General features: G+C 59.1%; 10 protein-coding genes. All 10 read right to left on the bottom strand.

From position 1 onward, the window contains the following. Positions 1-41 precede the first annotated feature (41 nt). The 10 genes from B5M42_RS17435 to B5M42_RS17390 all read right to left on the bottom strand — a co-directional run bounded on the left by B5M42_RS17435 (position 42) and on the right by B5M42_RS17390 (position 25,757). Positions 42-302, bottom strand: a complete 261-nt coding sequence (locus B5M42_RS17435; RefSeq protein WP_134755163.1) for an acyl carrier protein — start codon at positions 300-302, stop codon at positions 42-44. Between the two features lie 26 nt (positions 303-328). Further along, positions 329-4,150 (bottom strand): beta-ketoacyl synthase N-terminal-like domain-containing protein, encoded by a 3,822-nt coding sequence (locus B5M42_RS17430; RefSeq protein WP_134755165.1) that lies wholly within the window; start codon positions 4,148-4,150, stop codon positions 329-331. Beyond that, positions 4,143-8,420: a type I polyketide synthase gene (locus B5M42_RS17425; RefSeq protein ID WP_167690113.1), complete on the bottom strand. Its 4,278-nt coding sequence runs from the start codon at positions 8,418-8,420 to the stop codon at positions 4,143-4,145. The genes B5M42_RS17430 and B5M42_RS17425 overlap by 8 nt, the downstream gene beginning before the upstream one ends. Further along, positions 8,401-9,837, bottom strand: coding sequence for an ACP S-malonyltransferase (gene fabD / locus B5M42_RS17420; protein WP_134755169.1), 1,437 nt, complete (start codon positions 9,835-9,837; stop codon positions 8,401-8,403). Before fabD ends, B5M42_RS17425 begins: the two co-directional genes overlap by 20 nt. Positions 9,838-9,929: 92 nt before the next feature. Then, complete coding sequence (locus B5M42_RS17415) at positions 9,930-10,979, bottom strand: MupA/Atu3671 family FMN-dependent luciferase-like monooxygenase (protein WP_167690115.1); 1,050 nt, start codon at positions 10,977-10,979, stop codon at positions 9,930-9,932. A 169-nt stretch (positions 10,980-11,148) separates the two neighbouring features. Then, positions 11,149-14,907 carry a non-ribosomal peptide synthetase gene (locus tag B5M42_RS17410; protein WP_167690117.1) on the bottom strand — a complete coding sequence of 1,253 codons (3,759 nt, stop codon included), beginning with the start codon at positions 14,905-14,907 and terminating at the stop codon, positions 11,149-11,151. A gap of 51 nt (positions 14,908-14,958) precedes the next feature. Continuing rightward, on the bottom strand, positions 14,959-18,048 hold the full coding sequence (locus B5M42_RS17405) for a cyclic peptide export ABC transporter (protein WP_134755175.1): 3,090 nt from the start codon (positions 18,046-18,048) through the stop codon (positions 14,959-14,961). Between the two features lie 3 nt (positions 18,049-18,051). Further along, on the bottom strand, positions 18,052-19,326 hold the full coding sequence (locus B5M42_RS17400; protein WP_167690120.1) for a macrolide family glycosyltransferase: 1,275 nt from the start codon (positions 19,324-19,326) through the stop codon (positions 18,052-18,054). Positions 19,327-19,351: 25 nt separating this feature from the next. Then, entirely contained in the window at positions 19,352-20,965 is a 1,614-nt protein-coding gene (locus B5M42_RS17395; RefSeq protein WP_134755179.1) for a SagB family peptide dehydrogenase, read from the bottom strand. A gap of 244 nt (positions 20,966-21,209) precedes the next feature. Beyond that, a complete protein-coding gene (locus B5M42_RS17390) occupies positions 21,210-25,757 on the bottom strand; it encodes a non-ribosomal peptide synthetase (RefSeq protein ID WP_167690122.1) in 4,548 nt (1,515 codons plus the stop codon). Between the last annotated feature and the right edge of the window lie 536 nt (positions 25,758-26,293).

Genomic DNA, 26,293 nt, shown 5'->3' with positions numbered 1-26,293 from the left:
GTGTTCCCCGCTTTCTTTTTTTGGTAAGCCGCGCTTGTCGGTTAAGCCGTTTCCTCGGCGGAAGAAGATTGGATGTAATCAATAATGTTGTTTACGGTCAAAAAGTTGCTCAGCTCCAGGTCCTCGTCGTCCCAGCTGACGCCAAATTCCATTTCCATCGCCACAACCAGCTTGATAAACGTCATGGAGTTGACACCCAGCGCCGACAAGTCGGCGTCAGGATGAATCGACTCAAGCCCGCCGACATCGTCCAGGTTCTCCCGCAGCATCGTGATGACTCTTTCTTTGATATCTTCAGACATAATAGTGCCTCCTTAGGAGTAGTAAGTTAGTAAGTGAGTTGCTTGATGTGCTTGTCGAGCTCGGCTGCCACGAGCTGATGGAACCGCTCCTCATCGCCGGGCAGCTCGCTCAGTCGGGCGTAGCCGGCCGCGAACGTTTCCGGCTTGTACACCGGCATATATAGAAAGCGGACCATGCCCTTGCGCACGTAATCCCATTTTTGCGTCAGCGCCTGAAGGGCCCGCACGGGCTCGCTGTCTTCGCCAAGCAGCAGCGTCAGCCGGTAGCGTTCTACTTGCTTGGCGTTCAGCACATCGTTCAGAAAATCGACGAACGGCTGCGTGAACGGCTGCAGCGAGTCGCCGGATGCCGTAGCCTGGCGATAATCTTCAATGAACGCGCTTAGCGTATGCAGACTGGCCGTCAGGCGGCCGCGTCCTTCGCTCAGGTTGTGCGCAAAGCTCCGCAAAGCTGCGGCTCTTTGCTGCGCCGGATCGGGCGCCAGACGCAGGTGCTCGAACGCATAGCGCGCGATCGGTTGGTCTTCGCTATAGAACCGCTCCATAAAGCCCGCGCAAGCAAGCGCCATATCCTCAAACGGCAGCGTCAGCGGCTTGTAGGACAAATTTTCCCGGCGATCGTGTTCGATGAGATAAAAGAGCTTTTCGGTCCGGTCATAGCCGTACACGAGCAGCGTATGATCAAAATGCTCCTTGCCGTACGCGTCCCGTCGAATCGACTCGTAAAAGGAATCGACCCAGACAATCGCCGGCTGGCCGGCATCCAGACCGGCAATCAGCGCTTCGACAACGCCGTCATGATCGGCGAAGGTGTCCACGCCGAGCCCCGCTTGGGCAAAGATGCGCTCGATGGGCTGCAGCGACTCGTAGTCGATCCTGTATCGCCCCTCTGCATGCGTATAGACAATCCGGTCGTTGACGAGAAACGGCAAAATGCTTTCCCCGTAAGACAGCGCAATCGGGAACATGGAATTATAAAAGCAGTTGCGGTAAAAAACGTCGTTGAACGGCTCGATCCCGTCGAGCACGACCCGGAGGCGAGTGCCGGCAGGCGTTATGCCGACTGCGGCTGGCGGCCCGGCGCTTGGCGCAGTTGGCGACGCTATGTCGGGCGCAGGTGCGGCTGGTCGGGTAACGTCGGGGCCGACTGCGGCCGGCGGCCCGGCGCTTGGCGCAGTTGGCGACGCTATGTCGGGCGCAGGTGCGGCTGGCCGGGCAACGCCAGGGGCGACCGCGGCTGGCGGCCCAGCGCTTGGCGCAGTTGGCGACGCTATGTCGGGCGCAGGTGCGGCTGGATGAGCAACGCCAGGGGCGACCGCGGCTGGCGGCTCGGCGGCAGCGGCAAACGCTGATGACGACGCAACGCCGGAATCCGGCTCGCCTGCCAGGTGGCTGGCGAGCTCCCGCAGCGATCTGACGCGGTACAGGTCCTCCGACAAAATCCGGAGGCCAAGCCGCTCCAGATCGACCTCCAGGCGGATGGCCAGAATCGAGTTGCCGCCGAGCTCAAAGAAATCGTCGTCCACGTCGATTTCCGTATGGCCGAGCAGTTGGCCCCAGACGGCGGCCAACTGAAGCTCCAGCGGCGTGTATGCCCCATCCGCCCGGCCCTTGAGCGCGACCGCAGGCGCGCTCGCCAAAGCCTGCGGGCCGGCGGCGCTTGGCGTCTCGCCGGCTGCCTGACCGGCAGCGGCCTGCGCCAACGCCGCCTGCTCACGCTCGCGCGCCGCGTCAATCGCATCCACATCGATCCAGCAGCGGGTGCGCTGGAACGGGTACAGCGGGACGCTCCTTTTACGGCGCGCCTCGCCGGCGTACAGGAGCTCCCAATCAATCTGGGCGCCCTGTACGTACAAGCGGCACAGCCGCTCCAGCTGCGCGGCATCGCGGGCGCCCGCGGCGGTCAGCAGCTCAGCCGCCTGCTCGCTGAGCTCGCGCATCTCGCCGGTCGTCAGCTCGCCGGGCTGGCGCTGCTCGCGGCGCAGCGTCACGACGCGGTGCTCGCCGCAGCTGACGCTGCCGACTGCGCCCGGTTCTGCGCTGGCCGCAGCGACCGCAGCCGCTGATGCGGCCAGCCCGTCGGCAGCGAGCTCGTCGAGCCGCGCCAGCAGCGAAGCGCGGTCGGCAGCGACTATCGCTGCGCGCCAGCTATAGTGCCCGCGGCCGGTATTGGCCGTGTAGCAAATGTCGCGCAGCCTCGTATCGTCGCCGGAAGCTGCGGCGTCTTGCGACGGCCCGGCAGCGCCCGCCGCAAACGCGTCCTGAACGGCCCGCGGCGCAGCGTCCGCGCGCAAAAACGCGCGATACGCATCCACGAGCGCTTCCAGCGCCGGCTTTGTTTTGGCCGATAGCGCCAGCACGTGCGGTCCGCGGCCCGCGACTCCTGCTGCTCCTGCTGTACCTGCCGCACCCGCTGCCTCGGCTGCATCCGGCCGGAGCGGCGCTTCCTCCAGCACCACATGCGCGTTTGTGCCGCTGAAGCCAAACGAGCTGACGCCGCACCGCCGCGGCGCGGCTTCCCCGCTGACAAGCGTGGCCGGCTCCCAATCGCGCAGCCGGTCGTTCACGTAAACCGGCGAGCTTTCAAAGGCGATTTTCCGGTTCGGGCGGGTAAAGTTGATCGTCGGCGGCAGCTCCTTGTAACGCAGAGCCGCAATCGCCTTGGCCAGCCCGGCGATGCCGGACGCGCCATCCAAATGGCCGATGTTTGTTTTGACCGAACCGATGGCGCAGAACTGCTTTTTGCCCGTGTATCTGCGAAATGCCCGCTGGATGCCGTCGATTTCAATCGGATCGCCAAGCTTGGTCCCGGTGCCGTGCGCTTCGAAATACGTGATCGTCTCCGGCGCGATGCCGGCCTCCTCCCACGCCTGAGCAAGCACCTGCTCCTGCGCTTCGGCGTTGGGCGCGGTAATACCGACCGAAGCCCCGTCCTGATTGATTGCGCTGCCCTTGAGCACCGCGTAAATCTGGTCGTTATCGGCCAGAGCCCGCTCAAGGGGCTTGAGCAGCAGCGCGACCGTGCCTTCGCCCCACACCGTGCCGTCCGAGCTATCGTCAAAGGCGCTCGTTTTATGATTCGACGATTCGATGCCGATTTCGAACACCCCGTCGACCGGCATCAGACATACCTTGACGCCTCCGGCCAGCGCAAGGTCGCACTCGCCGTTTTTGATCGCTGCGCAAGCCAGATGCACAGCTACAAGCGACGAGGAGCAAGCCGTATCGACAAGAAACGCCGGTCCCTTCAAATCGAGCAGATACGAAATCCGGCTGGCAATAATCGAAGGCGTGTTGCCAACGCCCGCCGTCTGGATCAGCTCAGGCAGCATTTTGGAAATATACTGGCCGTAGACAGGCCAATCCGCATAGCCCACATACACCCCGGTCCGCGTGCCGCTCAGCTTGCCGCCGCCGTAGCCGGCGTCTTCGATGGCGCTCCAGGCCGCTTCGAGGAACAGCCGCTGGTTCGGATCCATCACCGAGGCTTCCTTGGGCGACAAATTGAAAAACCCGTAGTCGAATCCGTCCACCTCGTCCAAAAAACCGCCGTGACTGAACTGCACCTGCTCTTCCTGCAAATCCGTATAGTTCAAAATAAAGCCTTTGACATCCTTTTGCCGCGTCTCAGGATACGGACGAATCTGCTCGCGCCGGCTGCGGATGCCCTCCCAAAATGACTCCAGCCTGTCGGCTTGGGGCATGCGCAGCGATACCCCGATCACCGCGATATCCTTTGCCCGCCGCCGACCCGGCTGCTTGAGCGCAATCAGCATGTCGGCAGCGGTGTCGCGATCGATTTTGCCGGCTGCGACCTTTTCAAAAATGAGCTTTTCCAGCTTATCCATGCGCCACCTCCAGCTGCTGATATCGGCTTAACGTTTCGTCTACGCTTAATTCGCCCTGCTCCAATTTGCCCAAAAGCTCCAGCAAACGGCTGCGGTAACGGTCGGCATCCGCCGCCGTCGATGCCACCTGCTCCTTGTGATCCGGCGGACTTTCCAGCTCGCGGATAAATGCGGAAATTTTCGCAATCGTATGTTGCGTAAACAGATCGGCAATCGTCATCCTGCCGGGATAACGCGCTTCAATCAGCGCATGCACCTTCGTAATCAGTATGGAATCCCCGCCAATTTCAAAAAAGCTATCATGCACGTCAAGCTCCTCGTAACCGAGCACCTGGCGCCACGCAGCGGCAACAAACTGCTCGATCACCGTGTAGCCCGCCGAATCCTGCTTGCCCTTGAGCTTGACCTGCGGCAAAGCCGCGGTGGTCGCGGTAGCGGCTGAACGATCGGCTAACAGCGCCGGGACCGCGCGCTGCCCGCTGCCAGCCTGCTTGTCCGCTTCCAGCAGCCGCTGCGCCCGTTCGCTCAAGCGGAACGGCAGCAGCTCGCCCAGCTGCAGCGCGGCGCTCTCCGGATTCCAGCGGCCAGCAATCAGCTGGCTGTCGCGGCTTTGCAGCGCTGCGGCAAATGCCCGCGCTCCCGCTGCCGCCGGAAGCACGCGCAGCAGCTCCTTCTGCTCCTCGATCGCCTCGCCCTCGGACAGCCCGGTATTGTCCCACGCCGGCCAGTCAATCGCCAGCGTTCGCGGCTTGCGGAGGCCGCGTTGGGCAGCAAAGCCGTCCAGATATGCATTTGCCGCCGTGTACGGACCTGAGCCAAGACCACCGACCAGCGTTATTGCCGACGAACACATGACGAAAAAGTCAACCGGCTCGTCGCGCGTCAAGCGGTCCAGCAGCCACGCGCCGCGCGCTTTGACGTCCATCACCCGGCGAAACTCCGCTTCGCTCAGCCTGGCCAGCAGATTGCCCTCGGCAATGCCGGCTGCATGGACAATGCCGCGCACCGCGCCGTATCGCGCCTTGAGCTGCCCCAGCAGCTCGCGCATCTGCGCGTCGTCGGCGACATCGGCAGCATAGGTGCCGATGCGCGCGCCCAGCCGCTCCAGCGCCAGCAGCGCGCCGGCCTGACGGCTGCGTTTATCCGCGCCGTTCCCGGCGGCCAGCGCTTCCCATTGCTCGCGCGGCGGGAACGGCGTGCGGCCAACGAGCGCGAGATGCAAGCCGCGTTCGCCCGCCAGCTCGGCCAGCTGCTTCGCCAGCACGAGCGCAATGCCGCCCAAACCGCCGGTGATGACGTATACGCCGTCAGCCTGCAAGCGCAGCGCGTCGTCATCGCCCACCGCCGCTTTCGCTTCCGGCTGCTCGGCCAAATCGATGCGCTCGACGTAGCGCGTGCCGCTGCGATAGGCGCTTTTGTATTCGGTGCTGCCGGACAGCAGCTCCGCCAGCAGCGCCTCCGTTCCGGTCGCGTCATCTGCGTCCATGCAGCGCACACGAACGTTGCGGCATTCCCAGCCGAGCGCTTTGCCGAGTCCGGCCAGCGCCGCCGCCGCCGGACGCACCGCTGGCTGCTCCGCCGTTACTTCGTCGGCATAAGCGGTGAGCAAGCTGACCTCGATGCGATGCGTCCAGCCGCTGGCGGCCAATGCGCGCAACCAGCGGAACGCGCCATAAACGGTGCGTTCCAGCTCGCGCTCCAGCTGCTCCGGCAAATCCGCGGCATCCTCCTGCGGCAACGTCCCGGCCAGCTCGCCAGCCTGCGCTTCCGGCTCATCCACGATCACGAGCCGCGTCAGAGCGGGACCGCCGTCTGCGGCCAGCGCCGCGAGCAGCGCTGCGCAATCGTCCTCGCTCTCGGTATCGACAGAAGCGCTGCGTTCGTCAGCGCTTCTGCTCCCGCTGGCGCTGCCGACAAAGCCTCTGCTCTCGCCAAAGTCTCTGCTTTTGCCTTCGTCAGCCTCTCTGCTCGCTCCTTCGTCAGCGCCTCCGCTGCTGAGACCGCCTTCAATCGCACTCCTGCGCCTGCTCGCTTCGCTGCTGACGCTGTAGCGATGCTCGTCCAGCCGCTCAAAGCGGCTGCCCTTCACCGCCAGCGTCACGCTCCAGCCGAGATCGCGCAGCCCGGCAGCGAGCGCCGCGGCACGGCCCTCAGCCGCGCCAACGATCAGGCAGCGTCCGGCAGCGGCACCTGCAGCCGCATTCGCGTCCCCGTCTCCGGCGGTGGCGTTCAGCGGCTGCTCCAGCCAACGCGGCTTCCAGAACAGCGGCTCGCGCCCGCTGTCCTCCGGCACTTGCGCTGCAGCCAGCTCCGGCAGTCGCAGCCAGCAGCGCTGGGCCTCAAACGGATACGCCGGCAGATTCAATCTGCGCCTTTTTTCATGCCGATACAGCTTGTCCCAGTCGATCTCGGCTCCCTTCACGTAGAACTGCGACAGCTCATGCAGCAGTGAAGTCTCCTCGCGCCCGCCGCTCAAATACGCCTGCAGCTTTTCGCTCGCCAGCTGTCCCAACCTGCGCAGCTCCTCTTCGCCTTGCGCTTCCATCGCTTCATAATAATAAGTTTCCGCATCCAACTGCCGGTTCAAGCCGTTTTTGCGAATCGCGCCCAGCGACTCGGCCAGCTCCCATGTCCGCCCCGCCACTATGGCCAGCCGATGGGCGTAATGCCCTCGTCCGGTATTGACGGTGTAGCTGACATCGGCAGCATCAAGCTCGTCTTGTTCCTCCAGCATGTGCGCATAATCGGCGACAAGCCGGATTAATGCGGCTTCCGTCTTGGCCGAGAGGGTGAACAAAACCGGCCTGGAAGCGGTGCCGAGCATACCCGGCGTTTCCCGCCCGCCCCATGCGACGCTAAAGCCGCCTGTCCCGCCTGCGGCATGGTCCGCCGCCTTCGCGGGAGGCGCTTCCTCCAGCACGACATGGCAGTTCGTGCCGCTAATGCCAAACGAGCTGACGCCGCAGCGTCGCGGGTGGCTTTCTGCGCTTTCCCATTCGCGCAGCCGGTCGTTGATATACACCGGCGAATCTTCAAAGCCGATTTTCCGGTTGGGCCGGCTTAGATGCAGCGTGGGAAACAGCTCCTTGTATTTTAAGGAAAGAATCGCCTTCACCAGCCCGGCAATGCCCGCAGCATTGTCGAGATGGCCGATATTGCTTTTGACCGAACCAACGGCGCAAAACTGCCGCACATGCGTGTAACGGCGAAACGCTTTTTGCATCCCTTCGATCTCAATCGGGTCCCCCAGTCTGGTCCCCGTTCCATGCGCTTCCATATAGCCGATGGTCCGCGGATCGACTCCCGCGCGTTTCCACGCTTCGACAATAACGGCTTCCTGCGCGTCAGCGTTAGGCGCCGTGATGCCCACCGAGCTGCCGTCCTGGTTGACCGCGCTGCCTTTAATCACCGCATACACCGGATCGCGGTCCTCCTGGGCCTTATGCAGCGGCTTGAGCAGAATCGCAATCGAGCCTTCGCCGGTGCCCGTACCGTCGGAGGCGTCATCGAAGGTGCGCGTGCGCGCTGTTGACGATTCGATCCCGACTTCCAGCTCACGAACCGGCAGAATATGCACTTGAATGCCGCCCGCAAGCGCCTGCTCGCATTCTCCGGCGCGAATCGCCTGGCAGGCCAGATGGACAGCAACCAGCGATGACGAGCACGTCGTATCGACCAGCAGGCTCGGCCCCTTCAAATCCATCAGATAGGACAAGCGGCTGGCGATAATCGGCCGCACATTGCCCGGCATCGACATCGGCACCGCCTCCGGCTCCAGCCGGGCAATCATTTTTTTATAATCGGAATCCGAGCCATAGCCGACATAAACGCCGGTCCGGCTCCCCCCCAGCCGGCTGCCGCCGTAGCCTGCATCTTCGATTGCCCGCCAAGCCGTTTGCAGAAACAAACGCTGATTCGGGTCGAACAAGCTCGCTTCCTTCGGAGATATTTTGAAAAAAGCATGATCAAACGTATCGATGCGTTCCAAATACGCTGCATCGCCATAGGAAATTGCCGCCAGGTCCCTACCATCGGCCGCGAAATAACGATCCGTATCGCGCTTTCGAGCTTCCGGCAACGGGCCTACGCCGTCATAGCCGTCGCGGAGCAGCCGCCAGAATCTCTCGGGCGTATCGGCGCCAGGCAGGTCAAGCGCAATACCGATAACGGCAATGTCGCTTTCCGCAACCTCGTCGAGCGTAATTTCTTCGTCGTCATCGCTGTTGTCGCCAAACGAAAACCCGCCCAGCTTAATGGATTGAAAGTCCAACCCGCTCACCTCCGGATGTTGCGAATAAACCGTCCGCATAAAACGAAGAGAACATCGAATAAGTGCCCGTTTTCTCCAAAATTTCTTTGAAACGCTCCCGCTGCTCCTTGAGCGCTACGCGCTTGGTATCCATAATGCGTTTCAGCAGCTCCAGCGCCTCGCGCATTTGCGCTTCATCCGGCGCATGGCCGCTTTCATCAAGCTGCTCCTGTATCGCTTGAATGCGCCGGTAGGGCTCAATGACGCCCGCGCGGTATTCCGCTTCGTCTTCATTGCGATTACGCGTACATACCGCAGCAGCCAAACAGCGCGTCACAACATGATTCAAGCGGGCTTCGGCATCAGTTGGCTCTCCCTGCCCCGCAGCTCCCGCGACGGCTTTGACTTCGCGGACGGCGAGTTCCTCCTTCGCCACCTGCCGGTCGCTCCCAGTAACCAGAGTTTCCGCAAACACAGGCAAGTCTCCAGCGGCAGCAGCCGTCCCGCCAAGCGCCTTGATTATCGCGGCCAGCTGCCCCGGCTTCTCCAACGGGTAGCAGACGATGTCTCTGGCATTGGCCCGCATCAAATTCGTCAGCACCTGCTGCGGCCCAAGCTCGACTGCTACGCGCGCGCCGGCCTGCTGCACAAAATGCATCGAGGCGTCCCAGCGCACCGGCGACGTCAGCTGTTGCGTCAGCAGCCCAACTACCTCGGCCGAATCCGCATACGGCCGAGCCGTCACATTGGAGACAACCGGCCACTGGAGCTTGCCGTACGTCAAACGGCGCAGCTCCTGTTCCAGCTTTCCGGCAGCAGGAGCCATCAGCGGGCTGTGAAACGGAGCGCTAACTGTCAGCGCAACCGTCCTTGCCCCTTGCGCAGCAAGCGTCCGGGCAGCAGCGTCCACGACCTCGCGATGGCCGGAAATCACAATTTGCCCTGGCGAATTATAGTTGGAAATAACGACGATCTGCCCGCCGCCCGATGCGGCTTGGCAAGCTGCGGCCACAGACTCTCCGCTTGCTCCCAGTACGGCGCACATCGCTCCCGTGCCTTCTGCCGCCGCTTCCTGCATGAACCTGCCGCGCAGGCTGACGATGCGCACCGCATCGGCAAATGCAATGGCCCCGGCGCAGCAAAGCGCAGAAAACTCGCCCAGGCTGTGGCCCGCGCCATAGGCCGGCGTCACGCCAACCTGCTCCATATATACGCGAAACGCAGCGACGCTGACTGCAAGCAGCGCAGGCTGCGCATACTCCGTACGCGTCAGCTGCTCCAGATCCCCGGCAAACATCAGCTCCCGCAAATCGTAGCCCAGCGCCTCCTCGGCTTCCTCGAACACCCGGCGCGCTGTTGAAAATCCGTCATTCAGCTCCTTCCCCATCCCCACGTATTGCGAACCTTGTCCCGGAAACACAACTACCAGATTTTCCAATGCTCCTCTCTCCTTTCGCTGGCCGTATCCAGCCGATGCCCGTCCGCCGCCGGCAACTGATAAGAGCGGGCTGCCGCTTGTCCACCGGCTTGCTACACGTACTGCAATTGCAGCTGATCCAGCAGTGTCAAACTGGTGAGCACATCCTCATGCCGGATGCCAAAATCAATCAAACACGCGATTTCATTTACTCCGATGTCCGCCAGCGAATCGATCATCTCTCTGCACGAATCCGGAGTTCCAATCAACGAGCTGGTCTGAAAATAGCGGTCTGCTGCCAGCTTGGCCAGCATGCGCCGGTGTTTCTCCGTCAGTTGACCGGGGTCCAGCTTCATCCGCACGGCAATTTCATTCAGGTCATAGAGCTCGGTATGCTGCAAAATATAATCGATCAACGGCTGACGTACCGTCTCCCGAACCTGATCGGCATCTTCACCGACAAAGGTGTGCAGCATGACGCTGACCGTGCCCGGCCCCCTATGACCATGCTCCCGGCGCGCCTCGCGATAGGCAACGATATTGGCTGCCAGCGTATCCCGGTCAATGGCATACAAGGCAGTTAAAATATTAGCTCCGATCGCACCGGCTCGCTTCCACGTATCCAGCGTGCGCGACGTCGTGATCCAGACCGGCAGCTCCGGCTGAATCGGGGCCGGATACAGCGCGCCGGCGACCGTTTCCCCGAAGCCCGACGTGAACGGGAGCTGCTCCCCGCGCCAGAGCCGACGCAGCATATCGACCCGCTCGAACAACAGCTCGCGGCGGCGCGGGAATAGCTCGGGCGCAAACACATAATCCCGCGGATGCCAGCCGGACGTGAACGCGATGTCGACTCTGCCGCCGGACACGTTGTCCACGATCGCCCAATCCTCGGCAATGCGGATCGGATGATGCAGCGGCACCTGCACACTGCCGGCCCGGATGCGTATCCGCTTCGTCCGCGCGGCAATGGCAGCGCTCAGCACGGCCGGATTCGGAAACAGTCCGCCAAAGCGATGAAAATGGCGCTCGGGCGTCCAAATCGCCGCAAACCCGCGCGCATCGGCAAATTCAGCAATATCCAGCAAGGCGCTGTATTTATCGTTCATATTGTGTTCACTGTCCGAGGAAAAAAAGAATAGACTGAATGCTACCTCCGGCAAAGCCAGACCTCCCTCCGCGGATCTGCTTATCAGAATCCGCTCCATAGATGACCATTTGTCTGCCAGCGTCCTGCGGCCCGGTCTGGCCGGCGAAGCCACAGCTCATTTCTCATAACGCTCCTTGCATACATGGCCGGCTTGTCAGCTGCAGTCGCAATGCCTCCCGCTATCAGGAATACACACGGCTCTTGGCCAACTGGCGAAGCAAGTCAATATAAGCTTTGAACAATTGGCTGAGCTTGTCCCGTTTCAACCGTTTGTCGTTAAACTTGCAGGTAAAGGCCAGCGGCTCTCCGCACGCTTCCTCGATGATCAGTGCGATATCAAACGCCTCAAGCAAGCGGGCGTCCAGCGAAACGCCGGCGTCCATGCACATGAACGGCGCTACCTCCCGCGCCTCCTTCGTCAACCGCGCATCCGCAGCTTCCGTCAGCTTATAGCCGGCTTCTCCTGTTGCCGTCCGGCGGCTGGCTACCGCAGTAAACAGCTCCTGAAAATCACGCAGCGCCGCCAAATCGACAGCTACCGGAATCACCGTTTCTCCGTCGGCGCCAAGCGCCTGAACAACGGCCAGCTTGCTGCCGCTAATTTCTGTAAACAAGTAATGGTACATTGCCAGCAGGACGTCGTACAACACCAATCCGCTTTCGGTTGCGATCTGCTGCAGCTGCTCCTGCATCGTGCCCGGCAGCTGAAACCGGAACATACCGGCCCCGCTGGCCTGCGGCTGGCGCTCAAAAAAGTCCGCAGGCAGTGTCACATAGCCGCCCATAGCCGTATCGTCCAATACGTGTCCGCGCTGATCGATCAGCCGGGCCAGTCGCGCGATGGAGGAATGCGCGAACAGATCGACGATCTGCGTCCCCCAGGCGTATTCCTTTTCCAGCTTGGCGTGCATTTGCATCAGCAGGATCGAATTGCCGCCAATGTCGAAGAAATTGTCGTGAAGGCCAATGCTGTCCAGCTTGAGCACTTCCTTCCAAACCTTGCGGATACGTTCCTCGGTGTCGCTTGCCAGGCCGTCGCTTTCCGGCGCTCCGCCCAGCAGCTCGGTGCAAGAGAGCAGCGCGCGCTTGTCGACCTTGGCGTTGCTGGTCATCGGTACGGCGTCGATGCGGTAGAAATACGACGGCACCATGTAATGCGGCAGCACGGCGGCCAGTTCGGCCTTCAGCTCATGCGCCTTGATCTCGGCGCGCGGCTTGATGTAGGCAGCCAGACATTTCGCGCCGCCGGCATCGTCCACGGCAAGTACAACCGCTTCTTCCACAGCCGGAAGTGCGCGCAGCTTATGTTCAATGTCGCCAGGCTCGACGCGGTAGCCGCGAATTTTCACCTGCTCGTCATTCCGGCCGACAAATTGCAAATCGCCGCTGGGCATCCAGCGTCCGACATCGCCTGTCCGGTACATTCGCGAGCCCGGATGAAACGGGTCGGCGACAAATTTGGCATCCGTCAGCTCGTCACTGCCAAAATAACCGCGAGCCACCCCTTTGCCCGCAATGCACAGCTCGCCCGGAATGCCAATCGGCATCAGATTGTTCTCGGCATCCAGCACATACATCCGGTAATCCTCGATCGCCCGGCCAATCGGAATGTTCGTCATCGGCTCCGCACCGGCCCGATAGTACGTCGCGCATACGGTACCCTCCGTGGGCCCGTAGGAGTTGTATACCTTTTTGCGTACGGCCAGCTCAGCCATAAAATCGTATTTCAGCTCGTCGCCGCCGCTGATATACGTATGCACCTTGGGCATTCGGCCCATCTGACGCTTGTTCAGCTCGTTCAGCAGCAGCGGCTGCACCGTAACGACCGTTACGCCGGTCTGCTCAATCAGCTCCATCAGCTTGGCGACATCCAGCACGTCCAGCCGCTTGGCAATGACCATCGTTCCGCCTGCCAGCATAATCGGGTACGCTTCTTCGACAAAATGATCGAAGGCGCAGGATGCCTGCTGCAGCACGACATCGTCCTGCGTCAGCCCGATCACGCCCTGGAAGCCCTTGACATAAGCAAGCAGGTTCCGGTGCTCAACCATCACGCCCTTGGGCTTGCCTGTAGAGCCCGACGTATAAATGATGTAGACAAGATCGCCGGGCTGATTGATCGGCGGCAGATTACTGCCATCGCCTTCCGTCAACGGCTGCTCATCCATATAAAGCACAGAACCGCTGAAAGCAACGCTTGGTGCAAATCCTTTGCGCGTAATCAGTACGCCGGCCGAGCTATCCTGCAAAATTTGCGCGATTCGCCCGTCCGCATATTCATGGTCAATCGGAATATACACGCCGCCGGCCTTGAGCACAGCAAGCGCGGCGATGAAGAAGTCAGCCGAGCGCTCGAGGATCAGCGCTACCTGCTTATCGGGGCCGATGCCGATGCCGCGCAGCGTCCGGGCCAGCCGGTTCGCCCGTTCATTGACCTCGCGATATGTTGAAGCTATTCCTTCGCTGATCACGACCGGGTGCTCCGGTCTCAGCTCCGCTTGCCGCTCGAACACGCGATGCACCAGCTCGGTATCGGCTTCCGGGCTGACCGCTGCGTTGAACTGCTGCAAAATCTGCCGCGTCTCCTCGGCGGTAATCATGGCCAGAGCGCTGACCTGCCGCTCCGGCCGCTCTACGACCTGCAGCACGAGCTGCCGGAAGTGACCGGCGAAGCGCGCAATCGCTTGAGGAGTAAAACGGCCCGTATCGTAAGAGAACTCCAGCTCCATATGCTCGGCAAACGTGCTGATGCCCAATGTGAGACTGTAATGCGTCGACTCGTCCATGACGAATTGCTCAATTCGCAACGGCCCTGCGCTCAAAGCGCCGAGATCGAGCGGGTAGTTTTCCAGCACCAGCAGCGAATTAAACATCTGGTCCTGACTGCTGAGTCCACTGCACGCGCCGATATCGACCAGCGGCGTATTCTCGAAGTCCTCACGCTGCTTTAGTCCCATGTCCACCCGTCGCAGCAGGTCCCGGGCCGACTCGCCTTCCATCGCCGTGACGCGCAGCGGAATCGTATTGATGAACAGTCCGATCATTTCGCCGATACCGGGAATTTCCGGAACGCGTCCGGATACGGTCGTGCCGAACAGCACGTCGCCGGTCTGGCTGTATTTTTGCAGCAGCATCCCCCAGACACTATACAGAAAGGACGCCAGCGTCACCTGCTCGCGCCGGGTAAACGCGGTAATTGCCGCTGTTTCTTCAGCGCTGAAATCTGCCTTGTACAGCGCAGCCGCCTGCCTTACGCGATCGTTGGCCGCTTCCACATCGTACGGCAGCGCCGTCCATTCCTCCAGCCCGCTCAGGTAATCGGTCCAGAACGCCTTTTGGCGCTCCTTGTCCTGTTTTTTATGCCATTTGACAAATTCGCGGAACTTCGTTTTTGCCGGCATGACCGGAGCTTGGCCCGCTGCAAAGGCGCCATAAGCTTGCAGCACCTCCTGAATCAACAGACCGTTGCTCCAGCCGTCAAATAAAATATGATGCCAGACCACGATCATCTCGCTGCGCGTCTCGTCCAGCCTGCACAGCGTTACGCGCAGCGGCGCTTCCTGCAAATCGAGTCCGCTCTGCGCCAACCGCTCGCGTTGCTCGGCGCTTTGACGGCGCGCTTCTTCAAGCGTTTCGCCGCTGAAATCGTATGCGTCGATGGGAATCTCCCGGCTTTTCAAAACAACCTGCACCGGATGCTCCAGCTTCTCCCAACGGAATACCGTGCGCAGCATCTCATTGGACTCAGCGACAAACTGCCAAGCCTGACGGAAAGCGGCGGCGTCCAGTTTGCCGCTCAGCGTCAGCGTCAGCGCCTGCGTGTAATGGCTTTGCTCCATGCCGCTCAAATAATGAAACAGCATGCCTTCCTGGGTCGGCGTCAAGGCGACGATATCTTCCACGTTCGCTTTATCGAGTTTTTTACTCTGACCTGTTCCCATAGTTCCCATCCTCTACATGTATTTTTATGAAAGTGTGCAATGGGGATTACCCTACGGCGCCGGGACAAGCTGACGCTCGCTGCTGACGATGCGGCCCAGTTCCATTTTGATCACCTGATCGGCCAAGCCGAAATACCGGTCGTCGTGCGTGATGGCAATGACGCATTTGCCGCGCTGCTTCAGCTCCGGCAGCAGCGTGTTATAGAAAAACATCCGGAATTCCGGGTCCTGATCCGCCGCCCATTCGTCGAACAAATAAACCGGACGATCCTCCAGGTAGCTGATCATCAGCGCCAGTCGCTTGCGCTGACCTGTGGACAGCTTGATCGTGCTGAGCTGGCCGTCCCGAATCTGTACCTTGTCCGTGAGATGCAGCAGCTTCATGTAGGCGTCCATCTCCTGCTGCTTGTCTGCGTATTCAAGTCCGTAGAGCTTCTCGAACAGGTGGAAGTCGGCAAAGATCGCCGAGTACGCCTGACCGATCTGCCCGGGCGGCACAGGCTCGCCATTCAGCAGCACCTCGCCGCTGTCCGGCGTATACAGGCCGGTCGCTAGCCGGGCAAGCGTCGATTTGCCGCTGCCGTTGCCGCCGGTAATAAACGTAATTTCACCCGAGCGGAACGTATGGCTGATCGGCCCGACCGAGAAGCTTTCGCCTTCTTTGTTTTTATACTGGTAGACGATGTCCTTGAGTGTCAGCTCCAGCGGCTTGCCGCTTTCCAGCGCTGCCAGACTGACTGCCTGCTCCGCCTGAATGGCGTCGAGATAACGCGACATCTCCGTCAGCCTGCCCCAGCTGATTTTCACGCGGAAGACGTTCGGAATGGTGCCTAGAATGCCGTGAACCGGCCCGGTCATGTAGAGAAGAATAAACACATAGCTGCGCAAATCATTCGTTTTCAAATCCGCAAACAACACCGGAAACAGGAAAGCGACCGCGCCGATGACGAACGTAAACAGCAGCTCGCCGATGACATTGACATTGGCAAATTTCAAATCCCCTTGAATGCGCTTTTCGCGATATTGCCCGCTGCTTGCCACCATATCGCGTTGAAAATCGCCGCGTTTGCCGCGATGCATACTGAGCTCTTTAAAGCCGCCGATCAGATCATTGATGAATCTGAAAAATATATTTTGAATATCGCGTGTTTGCTCCCAAAGCCGGTTGGCTTGACGGCCGATTATAAAATGCAGACCGGCAGCCAGCACGATGACGAACAAGGAGACAAGAAGCCCCGGGAAGCTGATAATTCCCATGTACACAAAGCAACAAATCAGCGTAACCAGACTGGTGGCTCCCGTGATCACGATATTGGAGAAATCACTGATCGTCTCGGTATCGTTGTTGAGCGACGCCTGAATTTTGCCATATTCCAGTTCTTCGAGGTTTTGATACGAGGTGTTCAAAATTTTGTCGATCAGCTCAGTCCGTTTGTTATAGACCATATCGTTGGCGATATGGATCAGGCGCGTACGCACGAGCTTTTGCCCAAAGACGTAGATGCCGATGCCGACCATAAAATAAAGCAGCAGACCGCCCTGGAAGCCGTCGTCGGGGTTGCGGGCCAGCGTTTCGTTGACGATAAAAATGATCATCGCGTTGCCCAATCCGCTGGCGATGCTCAGCAGGGTGACGGCGAACAGCGATTTGTCGCCTTTTTGCGGATACAGCCAGGTAAACAGAAAATAAAGTGAAAACAGCATGCTCGCTATAAACAACGAGCCGACGCCCAGACGCAGCGTGGCCGGCGCCCAGACGCTTACGAAGTCCCAATTCAGCTCGTAGTAAAGCACATCGGGAATGCTGTACAAGCAATAGGCAAGGCCCGCTGCGAACAAAACAAGAAGCATCAAACCACCGGCCAGCTTGCCGGGACTGCCTGCATATTTTCGCTGCCCCCGTGCCGCCTGTCGAATGGAAATCAACAGAAACCATACAATCAGCAGGATCACCGGAGCTGTAATAATTAAAATCGCCGATGAGACGTTATCCATGCCTTTATACATATCGCTGACGGGATCGGGCAGCTTCTTTCCTTTCATGATGTTCAAAATGCCCTGCCCGATCGTTTGTGTATAGGACGAGTTAAGGTTGGCCAGCACGCCGACAGCCATGCCGTCCGCTTGGCGGAAAGCCAGAAAGGACGAAAAGTTCGGATTGTTACCGCCGTGGGAAATTTCGCCGCTGCCGCTTTGAAATACGCCCCAGCCGGCTGCATACGAGCCGCCATCCGGACTTGGAGCAACCGTTGTGTCCGGGAGATGCGACTTCTCGATCAGCGTCCGGTCCAGGTCGCCGGTATCCAGTCCCAGCTGCGCCTTCAGCCATTTCTCGATATCCTGGCCGTTTGTGATGTAATAGCCGGCCGGGGTATTGCCCCGATACATCGGCGCATCGTAGGCTGCGGCGTGCAAGAAATTAAATTTGTAGCCGACAGCCATATCTCGCCCGGCCGTCTGTTGGCGAAACAGCACCGTATGGTCCATATGCAGGGGCTTGAGCACATTGGCCTGCATGTACGCTTCATACGGCTGGCCGGTAACGGTCTGAATAATCAGACCGAGCACGTCGTAGTTAATCGTGGCGTACAAATATTTGTCGCCAGGCAAGAAGTCGAGTTTCTGGCCGACCAAGGTGCGCACGGTTTGTTCCAGCGCGCCGTCCCCTTCGGCAATAGGGATTTCGCCAATCGATTTGAACGGAATGCCGCTCGTATGATGCAGCAGCTGCTCCAGTGTGATTGCAGTCGGCTGTCCCTTGTAGGTGACGGTAAACCACGGCAAATATTTGCTGACCGGGTCGCTCAGGCTAAGCTTGCCCGCTTGCTCCAACTGCAGCACGCCAAGCGCTGTAAACGCCTTGCTGGTCGAGCCCAGCTCAAACAGCGTATCGGGCGTCACGCTGCGGCCAGACGCTTTGTCGGCGTAGCCGAAGCCTTGCTTGTATACCGTTTGACCGTCTTTAATCATAACAACAGACAAACCGGGAATATCGGATTTTTTCAAATACTTATGAATGTACGCCTCGATGTCGTCTTGCTCGACAGGCGTCAGCCCAGCCGCCGAAACGACAGCGGGAAGTCCCAGCGCTGCCAGCAGGACAACTGCAAACAGCAGCTTGACAATACGATGTCTGATCATAACCTATCCTCTTGCTTCCATATGTTCGGGTGTGGCTGCGGACTTGCTTCGTTCCTTAACATAGGCGAAAATCCGCTGTACAGTGGCTTCCAATCCCCCGGTTTCGGCAAAGGAATCGCGAATCCGACGCACATTCTCGACAAAGCTGGATTCGGTAAGCACGCGCTGCACCGACTGGGCCAAATCGTCGGCGGTAATTTCGTGATTTTGCAGAAAAATGCCAGCACCTGATCGCCGGACCGCCATTGCCCCCATAAACTGGTCAAAGCTTTGCGGTGCGACCACCAAGGGGACGCCGAGACACAAGCTTTCGTGAATGCTGTTGGCTCCGCCGTGGGTAATAAACGCTTGGGCGCGTTTCAGAATTTCCAGCTGCGGTACGTACGGCCGAACGATGAAATTGTCCGGGATCGGCCCTAGTTCATCCAGCTTGACCTTGCCCCCGACCGAAAGCACAACCTGCATGTCCTTGCCGCCGAACGCCTGCATGCACTTGGCATACAGCGCCTCCAATTCGTTAAAGATCGTGCCAAAGGCAATGTACAGCAGCGGACGTCCGTCCAGCAGCTCAAACGGAAAATCAACCGTTTCCTTGCGCGGATAAATCGAATAGCCGGAGAAATGATATTCGTCGTTAAAGGCTTCGGGATAAAGCTGGAACGCTTTGGAGGTGAGCAGAATGTTCAGCCCTTCCTTGGCGCAAAATATATCGTTGATGACATTGACATTGTTCATGCCGTACTTCATCGAAACGACCTTGGACAGCCGGTCCAGCAGCTTGCGGTACACCTTGCCGCCGTCCTTATGCTTTTTATACATGGGGTCGTCGGCGGCGCGCAGCACGTTTTCCATGAAATACGCCGGGTCGATGTCGGCCATCTCGTCGATATAAGCGAAGTTGTCGAACAGCGTAATGCCGGGAATGCCCAGCGCTGCTGCAAATTCGCGTCCCCAGTAGCAAAACGCATCATGGATGATGTAATCCGGCTGGAATGCGCGGATATCGTCCATGAAGTGATCGACGATCGTCTTGCTGCGGTTGAGAATGAAATCCGCGGTGACCAGGAAGGTTTCAATGCCGCCTCCGTCGTAGGTTCCGAAGCCGACCAGCCCTTCATAGCTGCGATAAGACGCGCCGGTCTCTTCGATTTTGTCCTTGAACTCGTCGCTGGAGTAATAAATGACCTCTTCGCCGTGCTCCACCAATTTCTTCATCAAGCCCAGCGTGGGATTCACGTGACCGTGCAGGTCTACACTGAAATAAATGACCTTTGCCATAAAAACCTCCTTGATTGGCGAGACCTTAACAGCTTGCCTCCGCGCCATTCTCTTTCGGTCTGTTGATGATATAACGATCTTTCTTGACCTTGGATACAGAAGCCGGATCATCCTTGCCCAGCGTGCCGGCGTACACAATATGCAAATGAGGCGGAAGTTGAAGCGTCTCGTTCACTTCAAAATCGTAATAACCGCCAATCGCCGAATAGCCGAGCCCGAGCTCCTGAGCTTTCAGATAGACCATTTGCCCCAAAATACCGGCGTCGACGAGCCGCTGCTGGTACACGTAGTAGTTGTCCTCGGACACCTGCGAGGCGTCCACTGCAAAGAAAAACACCACGGACGATTCAAATACGAACTCTTGATCGAGACATAGCCGGGTCGAGGCGGCGCGAAAATCTCCGGATTTGATCAACCGCAGCTCGCTGTCGTAGACGTACACGCCCGGCACCAGGTCCTCAACGGCATGAACGCTGAAGTAGACGGAGGACAGCGGGAATTGCAGGCTGCGGATAAACTCGACCATCTGCATAAAGTCGGCGTATGCCAGCTCCTCCGGCAAATAACACGAGCTGGAACGGCGGTCGATAATCAGCTGCAGCACTTTGGCGTAATCGTTCCATTCGGCAGGAAGCTCGTGCTTGGCCAGCCATGCGGCCGACGGCTCGCTGACTGTCGCGCTGACCTTCTTCTGGAAGGCGGCGACCGGCGACCAGTCAAACGGATTGGCGTCCGGCTGCTCTGAGGTCGCGCTGCGCAGCGATAACGCATGATCCGCAACGCCTGCGGGCAAGCCGATTTGCGGGAAGGAAGCCCCGGTCGCTGCTGCACCGGGTTGTACAGCAATCCCCGCCGATTGTGCCGCACCTTCCGGCGGTTCGCCGTGTGCTGCGCCTATGGTGCTTCCGGCGTGCTCCGACGCGCTGTCGATTTGCGATGAAATCGATTCCTTGACAGCAATCAGCGCAACTGCTTCTTCATTGGCGTCAAGCCGGAGCAGGCTTTTTAATTTTCTGGATTGCAAGGTTGTATAGGCCGTGTGCGTCATGCCAAGCGACCGGATCACCAGTTGAAAATTGGTCATGACATGCCCGGTGTCGATGAGGCTGAACCGGTAGCCCTTGTACGAATATTTCCAGCAGCTGCGCCACGGGATCGCTGTCAGCACGAAATAGAAATCGGCCTCGCGGTCCTGCGGCAGCAGCGTGTCGTTCAATTGATCGAGTTGGTCCTCATGGCCGATTTTATACAGCGAGGTGTGCAGCGACGAATAATAATAGATGCCCGGCGCTACGCCGGATAACGAGCGTACAATCACATACGTCTCCACCGGGTAACAGCCCCCCGCCGATGGAAACGACCACAGCATTTCCGATTGGTGCCCGTAAAATTTGACCGAGGTGACGCCAAACGACGGCAGCAAAATTCGCTCCAAAACCCCCGTTCCCGTCAGCGGCGGCGGCGGGGCGAGATCGCCCTTGAACGTAGACGTCTTCAAGCGCACATAAGGACCGCTGTAATTTTTGAACCGTTCCGGCCTTGGACTGCTGTCAAAGCGGTTGCCGACATATTCCCTGCCGCGAAAGTACTGGAACAGGGACAACAGATCGTTTTCCACATTCATAATCGGGTTCATCATAAGCCTTATCCCCACACTTTTTCGTTAATTGAGTGTTGGCTACCCTGAGTCTTGTCGAAGGCACCTTGATAGTCGAAGCGACCGGCGTCGCTCGCCTGTTCGTCATGTCGTCCCCTTTGCTGTCTGAATAGGATAGGGCAAGGTTCGGAAATGCAAGAGCATTCCACCTCGCCCTTCGTCATGTGTAAAAGTCTTACAGCGCCTGGCGCTCCTGAGCGCTTTACGAGGCAAGATGGCCTGTCCGCTAGAGCAAAAGCCCGTCAAGCTCGTCCTGGGAAATCGCCAGTGTTTCAAAATCAGACGGCGTAAACTCCACCTGATCGCGTTCGCAGCAATGCCGGATAAACGCCTGTATGCGCTCATGCAGCGCCTCGTTCAACCGCTGCGCCGCCTCATCCGGGACGAGCAGTGTTTCATAGGCCAGCTCCCAACGCAGCTGCCCGCCCACGATCATCGCGTTGATATCGAGCAGAGCCGTCAACGGGTTGTCCGCGCTGCTTTCAGCGCCTGAGCGCTCTGCCGACAGCGTAAAATGGTTGCTGCCGAACGAGGCGTCGAAGTCGCCCAGATAGTTGAAACGGATGCGCCGTCGCTGCGGATCGGCTTGCAAGGATTCCGTCAAATAAACCAAATGGCCGTAGCCGATCCCCTTGCGCGGGATCGCGCGCAGCTGCTCCTTCGTCGTCTTGAGCTGCTCGCCGGGCTCACGGCTCGGCAAAGCGGTAAGCAGCGCCGGATAGATGCTGGTGAACCAGCCCACGGTCCGGGAAATGTCGAACGGTTCGCCCAATTCCTCACGTCCATGTCCCTCCAGCTCGATGACGGCGCTGCTCACGCCGAACGTCTCGCCGACAGCTGCCGCCAGCGCCGCTGTCAGCAGCTCATGCGGCTCTGTGCCATAGGCGACTCCGGCCGCCGTCAGCAGCTGCGTCGTCGTGCTCGCGGACAGCTGCCCGGACAACACGACCGCTCGGCGATCCGCTCCTCCGGCTTCGCTGTTGTTCCCTACGCTCTTTACGGCCGAATCGATTTCGCCGCCAATCGGCAGCGGCAGCTCGCCGTTCAGCACAGCGCTCCAGTACGGGTACTCCTTGAGAGCCGCTTCACTATGCTGCTGCACGTAATCGGCCCAGAGCTGATAGGAGTTTGTTTTTGCTGGCAGAGAAAACGGTTTCCCTTCGGCCTGTGCCGTCATCAGCTCTTCCAAATCCTCCAACATAATCCGCCATGAAAGGCCGTCGGTCACAAGATGGTGGGCCGTGAGCAGCAAGCGCTGGCCGTCTGCCCCCAAATCGAACAAGCAAGCCTTGAGCAGCGGACCCTGCTGCAAATTCAACGAGGCTTTAAGCTGTTCGCCCCGCCGGTTCAGCTCCGCCAGTCGCTCCGCCTCCGGCAGCGCCGACAGATCGTAAAGCATGACCGTGCTGGCTGCCGGATGCTCGTTGTACCGCAGCGTTCGGCTTTCCCGATCCACCCGTAATCGCAGCGAGTCGTGCTGCATTATTAACGCGTCCAGTATAACGGCAAGCATCTGCGGCTCCTGCTTGTCCGCAACGTGCAGCAGCACCGATTGGTTGTAGTGCTCAGGCTTGGGCAGATCAAGCGACCAGAACCATGCGCTGATTGGCGTTACGCCTACCGACCCCTTACATAAACCCTGATCGGCAGCAGCCGCTTGATCGGGCTCCAGATACGCCAGCATCTGTTCGATCACCGGGTTGGACAGCATATGCTTCACCTTGAGCGTGTAGCCCGCGCGCTTGAGCTTCGATGCCGCTTGAATCGCTTTGATCGAATCGCCGCCCAAGTGATAAAAGTTGTCGGCCAAGCCGACCTGAGCTGTATGCAGCACCTCGCCAAGCACGCTGGTAAGCAGCCGTTCCTGCTGGGTAGCTGCAGCTATAAACGCCGCATCGCTCTGCGCGCCTCCGGCGGCCGGTTCGGGCAGCTGCGCCCGGTTAACCTTGCCGTTCGCATTCAGCGGGATGTCCGCCAGCTCAACCACATAGGCCGGCACCATATACTCCGGCAGCCGCTCTGACAAATAGCTGCGCAGCTCCGCAGCGGAAATTTCCGCATGCCTGACTATATAGGCGCATAAATATTTCCCGCTGCCGTCTGCATGCTCGCGATCGATCACCACCACGTCCTTGATCGCCGCAAGCTGTGAAATCTGCTTTTCAATCTCGCCAAGCTCGATGCGGTAGCCGCGAATTTTGACCTGATGGTCGACCCGTCCGGCATATTCGATCACTCCACTGTCCAGCAGCCTCGCCAAATCGCCCGTGCGGTACATCCGCTGTCCGGGAACAAACGGGTTGTCCATAAAACGCTCGGTCGTCAAATCGCTGCGGTTCCAATATCCTCTGGCAATGCCGTCGCCGGAAATGTACATTTCACCGATTGTTTGCACCGGAACAGGCTGGAGACTGCTGTCGAGAAGATAGATCTGCACGTTGTGCGCAGGAATGCCGATCGGCACGGACGCCTTCGTGTCCCGCTGCGGATCGTAGATGTGAATCATACAGCCGACAACGGTTTCCGTCGGTCCGTACTCGTTGCAAATCTCAATGCGCCCGCCAAAGCATTCATGGATGCTTGCCGCCAGGCTTACTCGTAAATCTTCCCCCCCTACAATAAAACGCCGTACCGACGAATGCCGGTAATCCGTATCCTTGAGCAATGCCAAATGCGCCGGCGTCAGCTTGACGACCGTAGCTTCGTTGTCGCGCATAATCCGGTATAAAACGTATTCGTCTTCATCATCGCGATAGACGCGAATCGTGCCGCCGCTGATCAGCGGTGTGAAGATCGAGGTGACCGTGAGGTCAAAAGCAAGCGAGGAGTAAAGCGGAAACACTTCACGCTCCTCTTTGACATACATCAGCTTGGCCCACCAGATGTAGTTAACGAGCCCGCGATGTTCAATCATCGCTCCTTTGGGCTTGCCTGTGGAACCGGACGTGTAGATGATGTACACGAGATCGCCAGGGCTGTGGAGCACGCCCAGATTATCGGCTGGTCCGCTGTAAATCGCCGGGTCCGTCAACTGGACGACCTGACCGGCAAATACGGGCAGCTCCGACGGCGCAAGGTTCGTCAGCAGCAAGCTGCAGCCGGAATCGTCGAGCATGTAGCGGATTCGTTCCTCCGGATACGTCGGCTCCAGCGGCAAATACGTGCCGCCCGACTTGATCACCGCCATGATGGCGACTACGGTCTCCAGCGAATGGCGCGTCAGCACACCGACGAACGACTCACGGCCCACGCCTTGGCGCTGCAGCAAGCGGGCCAGCTGATTCGCCCGTTCGTTCAGCTCGCGATAGGTCAGCTCCGTTCCCTGGAAGCTTAGCGCCGTCCGTTCCGGCGTCCGCTCCGCCTGCTCCTCGAACAGTCGATCGATCGAGCTGTGACGCGGATAGTCCGAACGCGTGGCGTTAAATTGCTCCAGCTGCCAACGTCGCTCCTCTGCTGTGAGCAGGCTCAGCTCTGCAAGGCTGGCGTTCGGGCGTTCAACCATCTGCAGGCCCACGTGCAGCAAGCGCTCAAACAGATCGTCGATTTGTGCTTGGTTGTAGAGGCTTGTCTGATAATCGATGTAAAGCGATAGGCCGCCATTGCCCGGCTCTTCCCTGAACGCAAGCTGCAAGCCATACATTTGACTGCCGCTATATCCGTCCATGTATTCCACGGCAGCTCCGTTCACCTCGTCCAGCTCGATCGCCGGGCCAAAGCTGACGCAAACGTCAAACAAATGATCAAAGCCTTTACGCTCCAGCTCCAAGTCCTGCATCAGCAGCTCCAGCGGATACCGCTGGTGAAAATAGCATTCCGCCAGCTCCTCCTGCAGCCGGTCCAGCGCTGCAGACACCGATTCCCGGGGATCGAGCGCGCAGCGCAAAGGCAACAAGTTCGTGAACAAGCCTACACTGCCCTTGGTCCCGGCCCCGGAGCGGTTCCCCACCGGCGTGCCGATGGCAACCTCCGTCTGTCCGGAGGTCTTGCCGGCATAAAGCGCGTAAAGCAACATAACCACAGCATGCAGGGAGCTTTGACGCTCCGACGCCCACGCCTGGAGAGCCTGCGAAAGTCGGGAGTCTATCCGGTACATACGCCGCATGCCAATCTTCTCTCGTGCTTGGCAGCTCAGCAGCTCCTCGGGCACACCGCGATATTTGTCGTTCCAATAACGGCGGCTCCTTGCGTAACGTTCCGACTCCATATATTCATGCTCGTCATCGGCATCGTGCAAATACGAAGGCGCCGGTGCCGCATCGGGCGTTTCCCCGCGAACGAGCGCAGCGTAGACCGAGCAAATTTCCGCTGCAATCTGGTCCATCGACCTGGCATCGGCAACCATCGGATGCAGCTTGATCAGAAAGCCCGCTTCCGTCCTTGAGATGCGGAACCTCCTGAACTCGCACAGCGGCCCGCCATTTAACCGGAGCGCCCGCTCCGCTTGCTGCTGCATCCAGCGATCAAATTCGGCCCGCGGCTCCCCGCAATCCGAAAAATCCGTAACCTGCAGCTCCGCGTCGTCCTCCTCGCTGACGAACTGCACAGGCTCGCCTCCCTCGAAGGCCAATCGAAGCCGCAGCATCTCGTGACGGCGCGCTGTCAAGCGGATCGCTTGCTCCAGCAGGCTGAAATCGAGAGCAGATTTGACGATAACCGAGCTTGTCCTGCCGGCAAGCGTAATCCCCGGGTATTGCTGCTCGATATGCCAGATGCGCTTCTGAGGATAGGTTAACGGGCGCTGCTGCCCGCTTCCCCCTGGTGACTGCTTGATCATAAAGATAGATCCCCTGCCTCTCATCCCGTTGTCGACTGCCCGGCTCCCCGAGCGGCTGCAACCCCCTCTGTCCTAACTAGAATGGTCCGAATTTCCGGCAAACGGGCAAAATTGAAGCTTTTGCGCAAGTGCACAGGCTGTACGTTTGTTTGGAAGCAGCTATCATTAATGGAAAGTGAAATTACGGGGAAAGCTCCGAAAGCTTTTCACCGTTGCGTGTAAAATTAGCTCGTAAGCTGTGATAAACACGTGTTCAATCCGAAACATTTTCGGACGCTATTTTTGAAGATTTGGACTCATCTACCAAACTGACTCTACTATGATTTTAAGATACCAAGATTTGTGCGGCGAGTCAATATATTCAGCGGCCATCCCAAGCCGCCCGCTCGCGTCAATGCTGCTAATTTGGCCTCCGAAAGTTTTCGTAAAATCAATGGTGTCAATTAGCTTCATATGGAAATTTGTTACTTATTGAACTTCCAGATTTGCTAATGGCTCAAGCCGGGGCCGCTCTGTCCGAATAACCGTCGATGTGC

The sequence above is a fragment of the Paenibacillus athensensis genome (assembly GCF_004514475.2).
Classification (GTDB): Bacteria; Bacillota; Bacilli; order Paenibacillales; family NBRC-103111; genus Paenibacillus_AL; species Paenibacillus_AL athensensis.
This window is presented reverse-complemented; position numbering and strand designations above follow the sequence as displayed.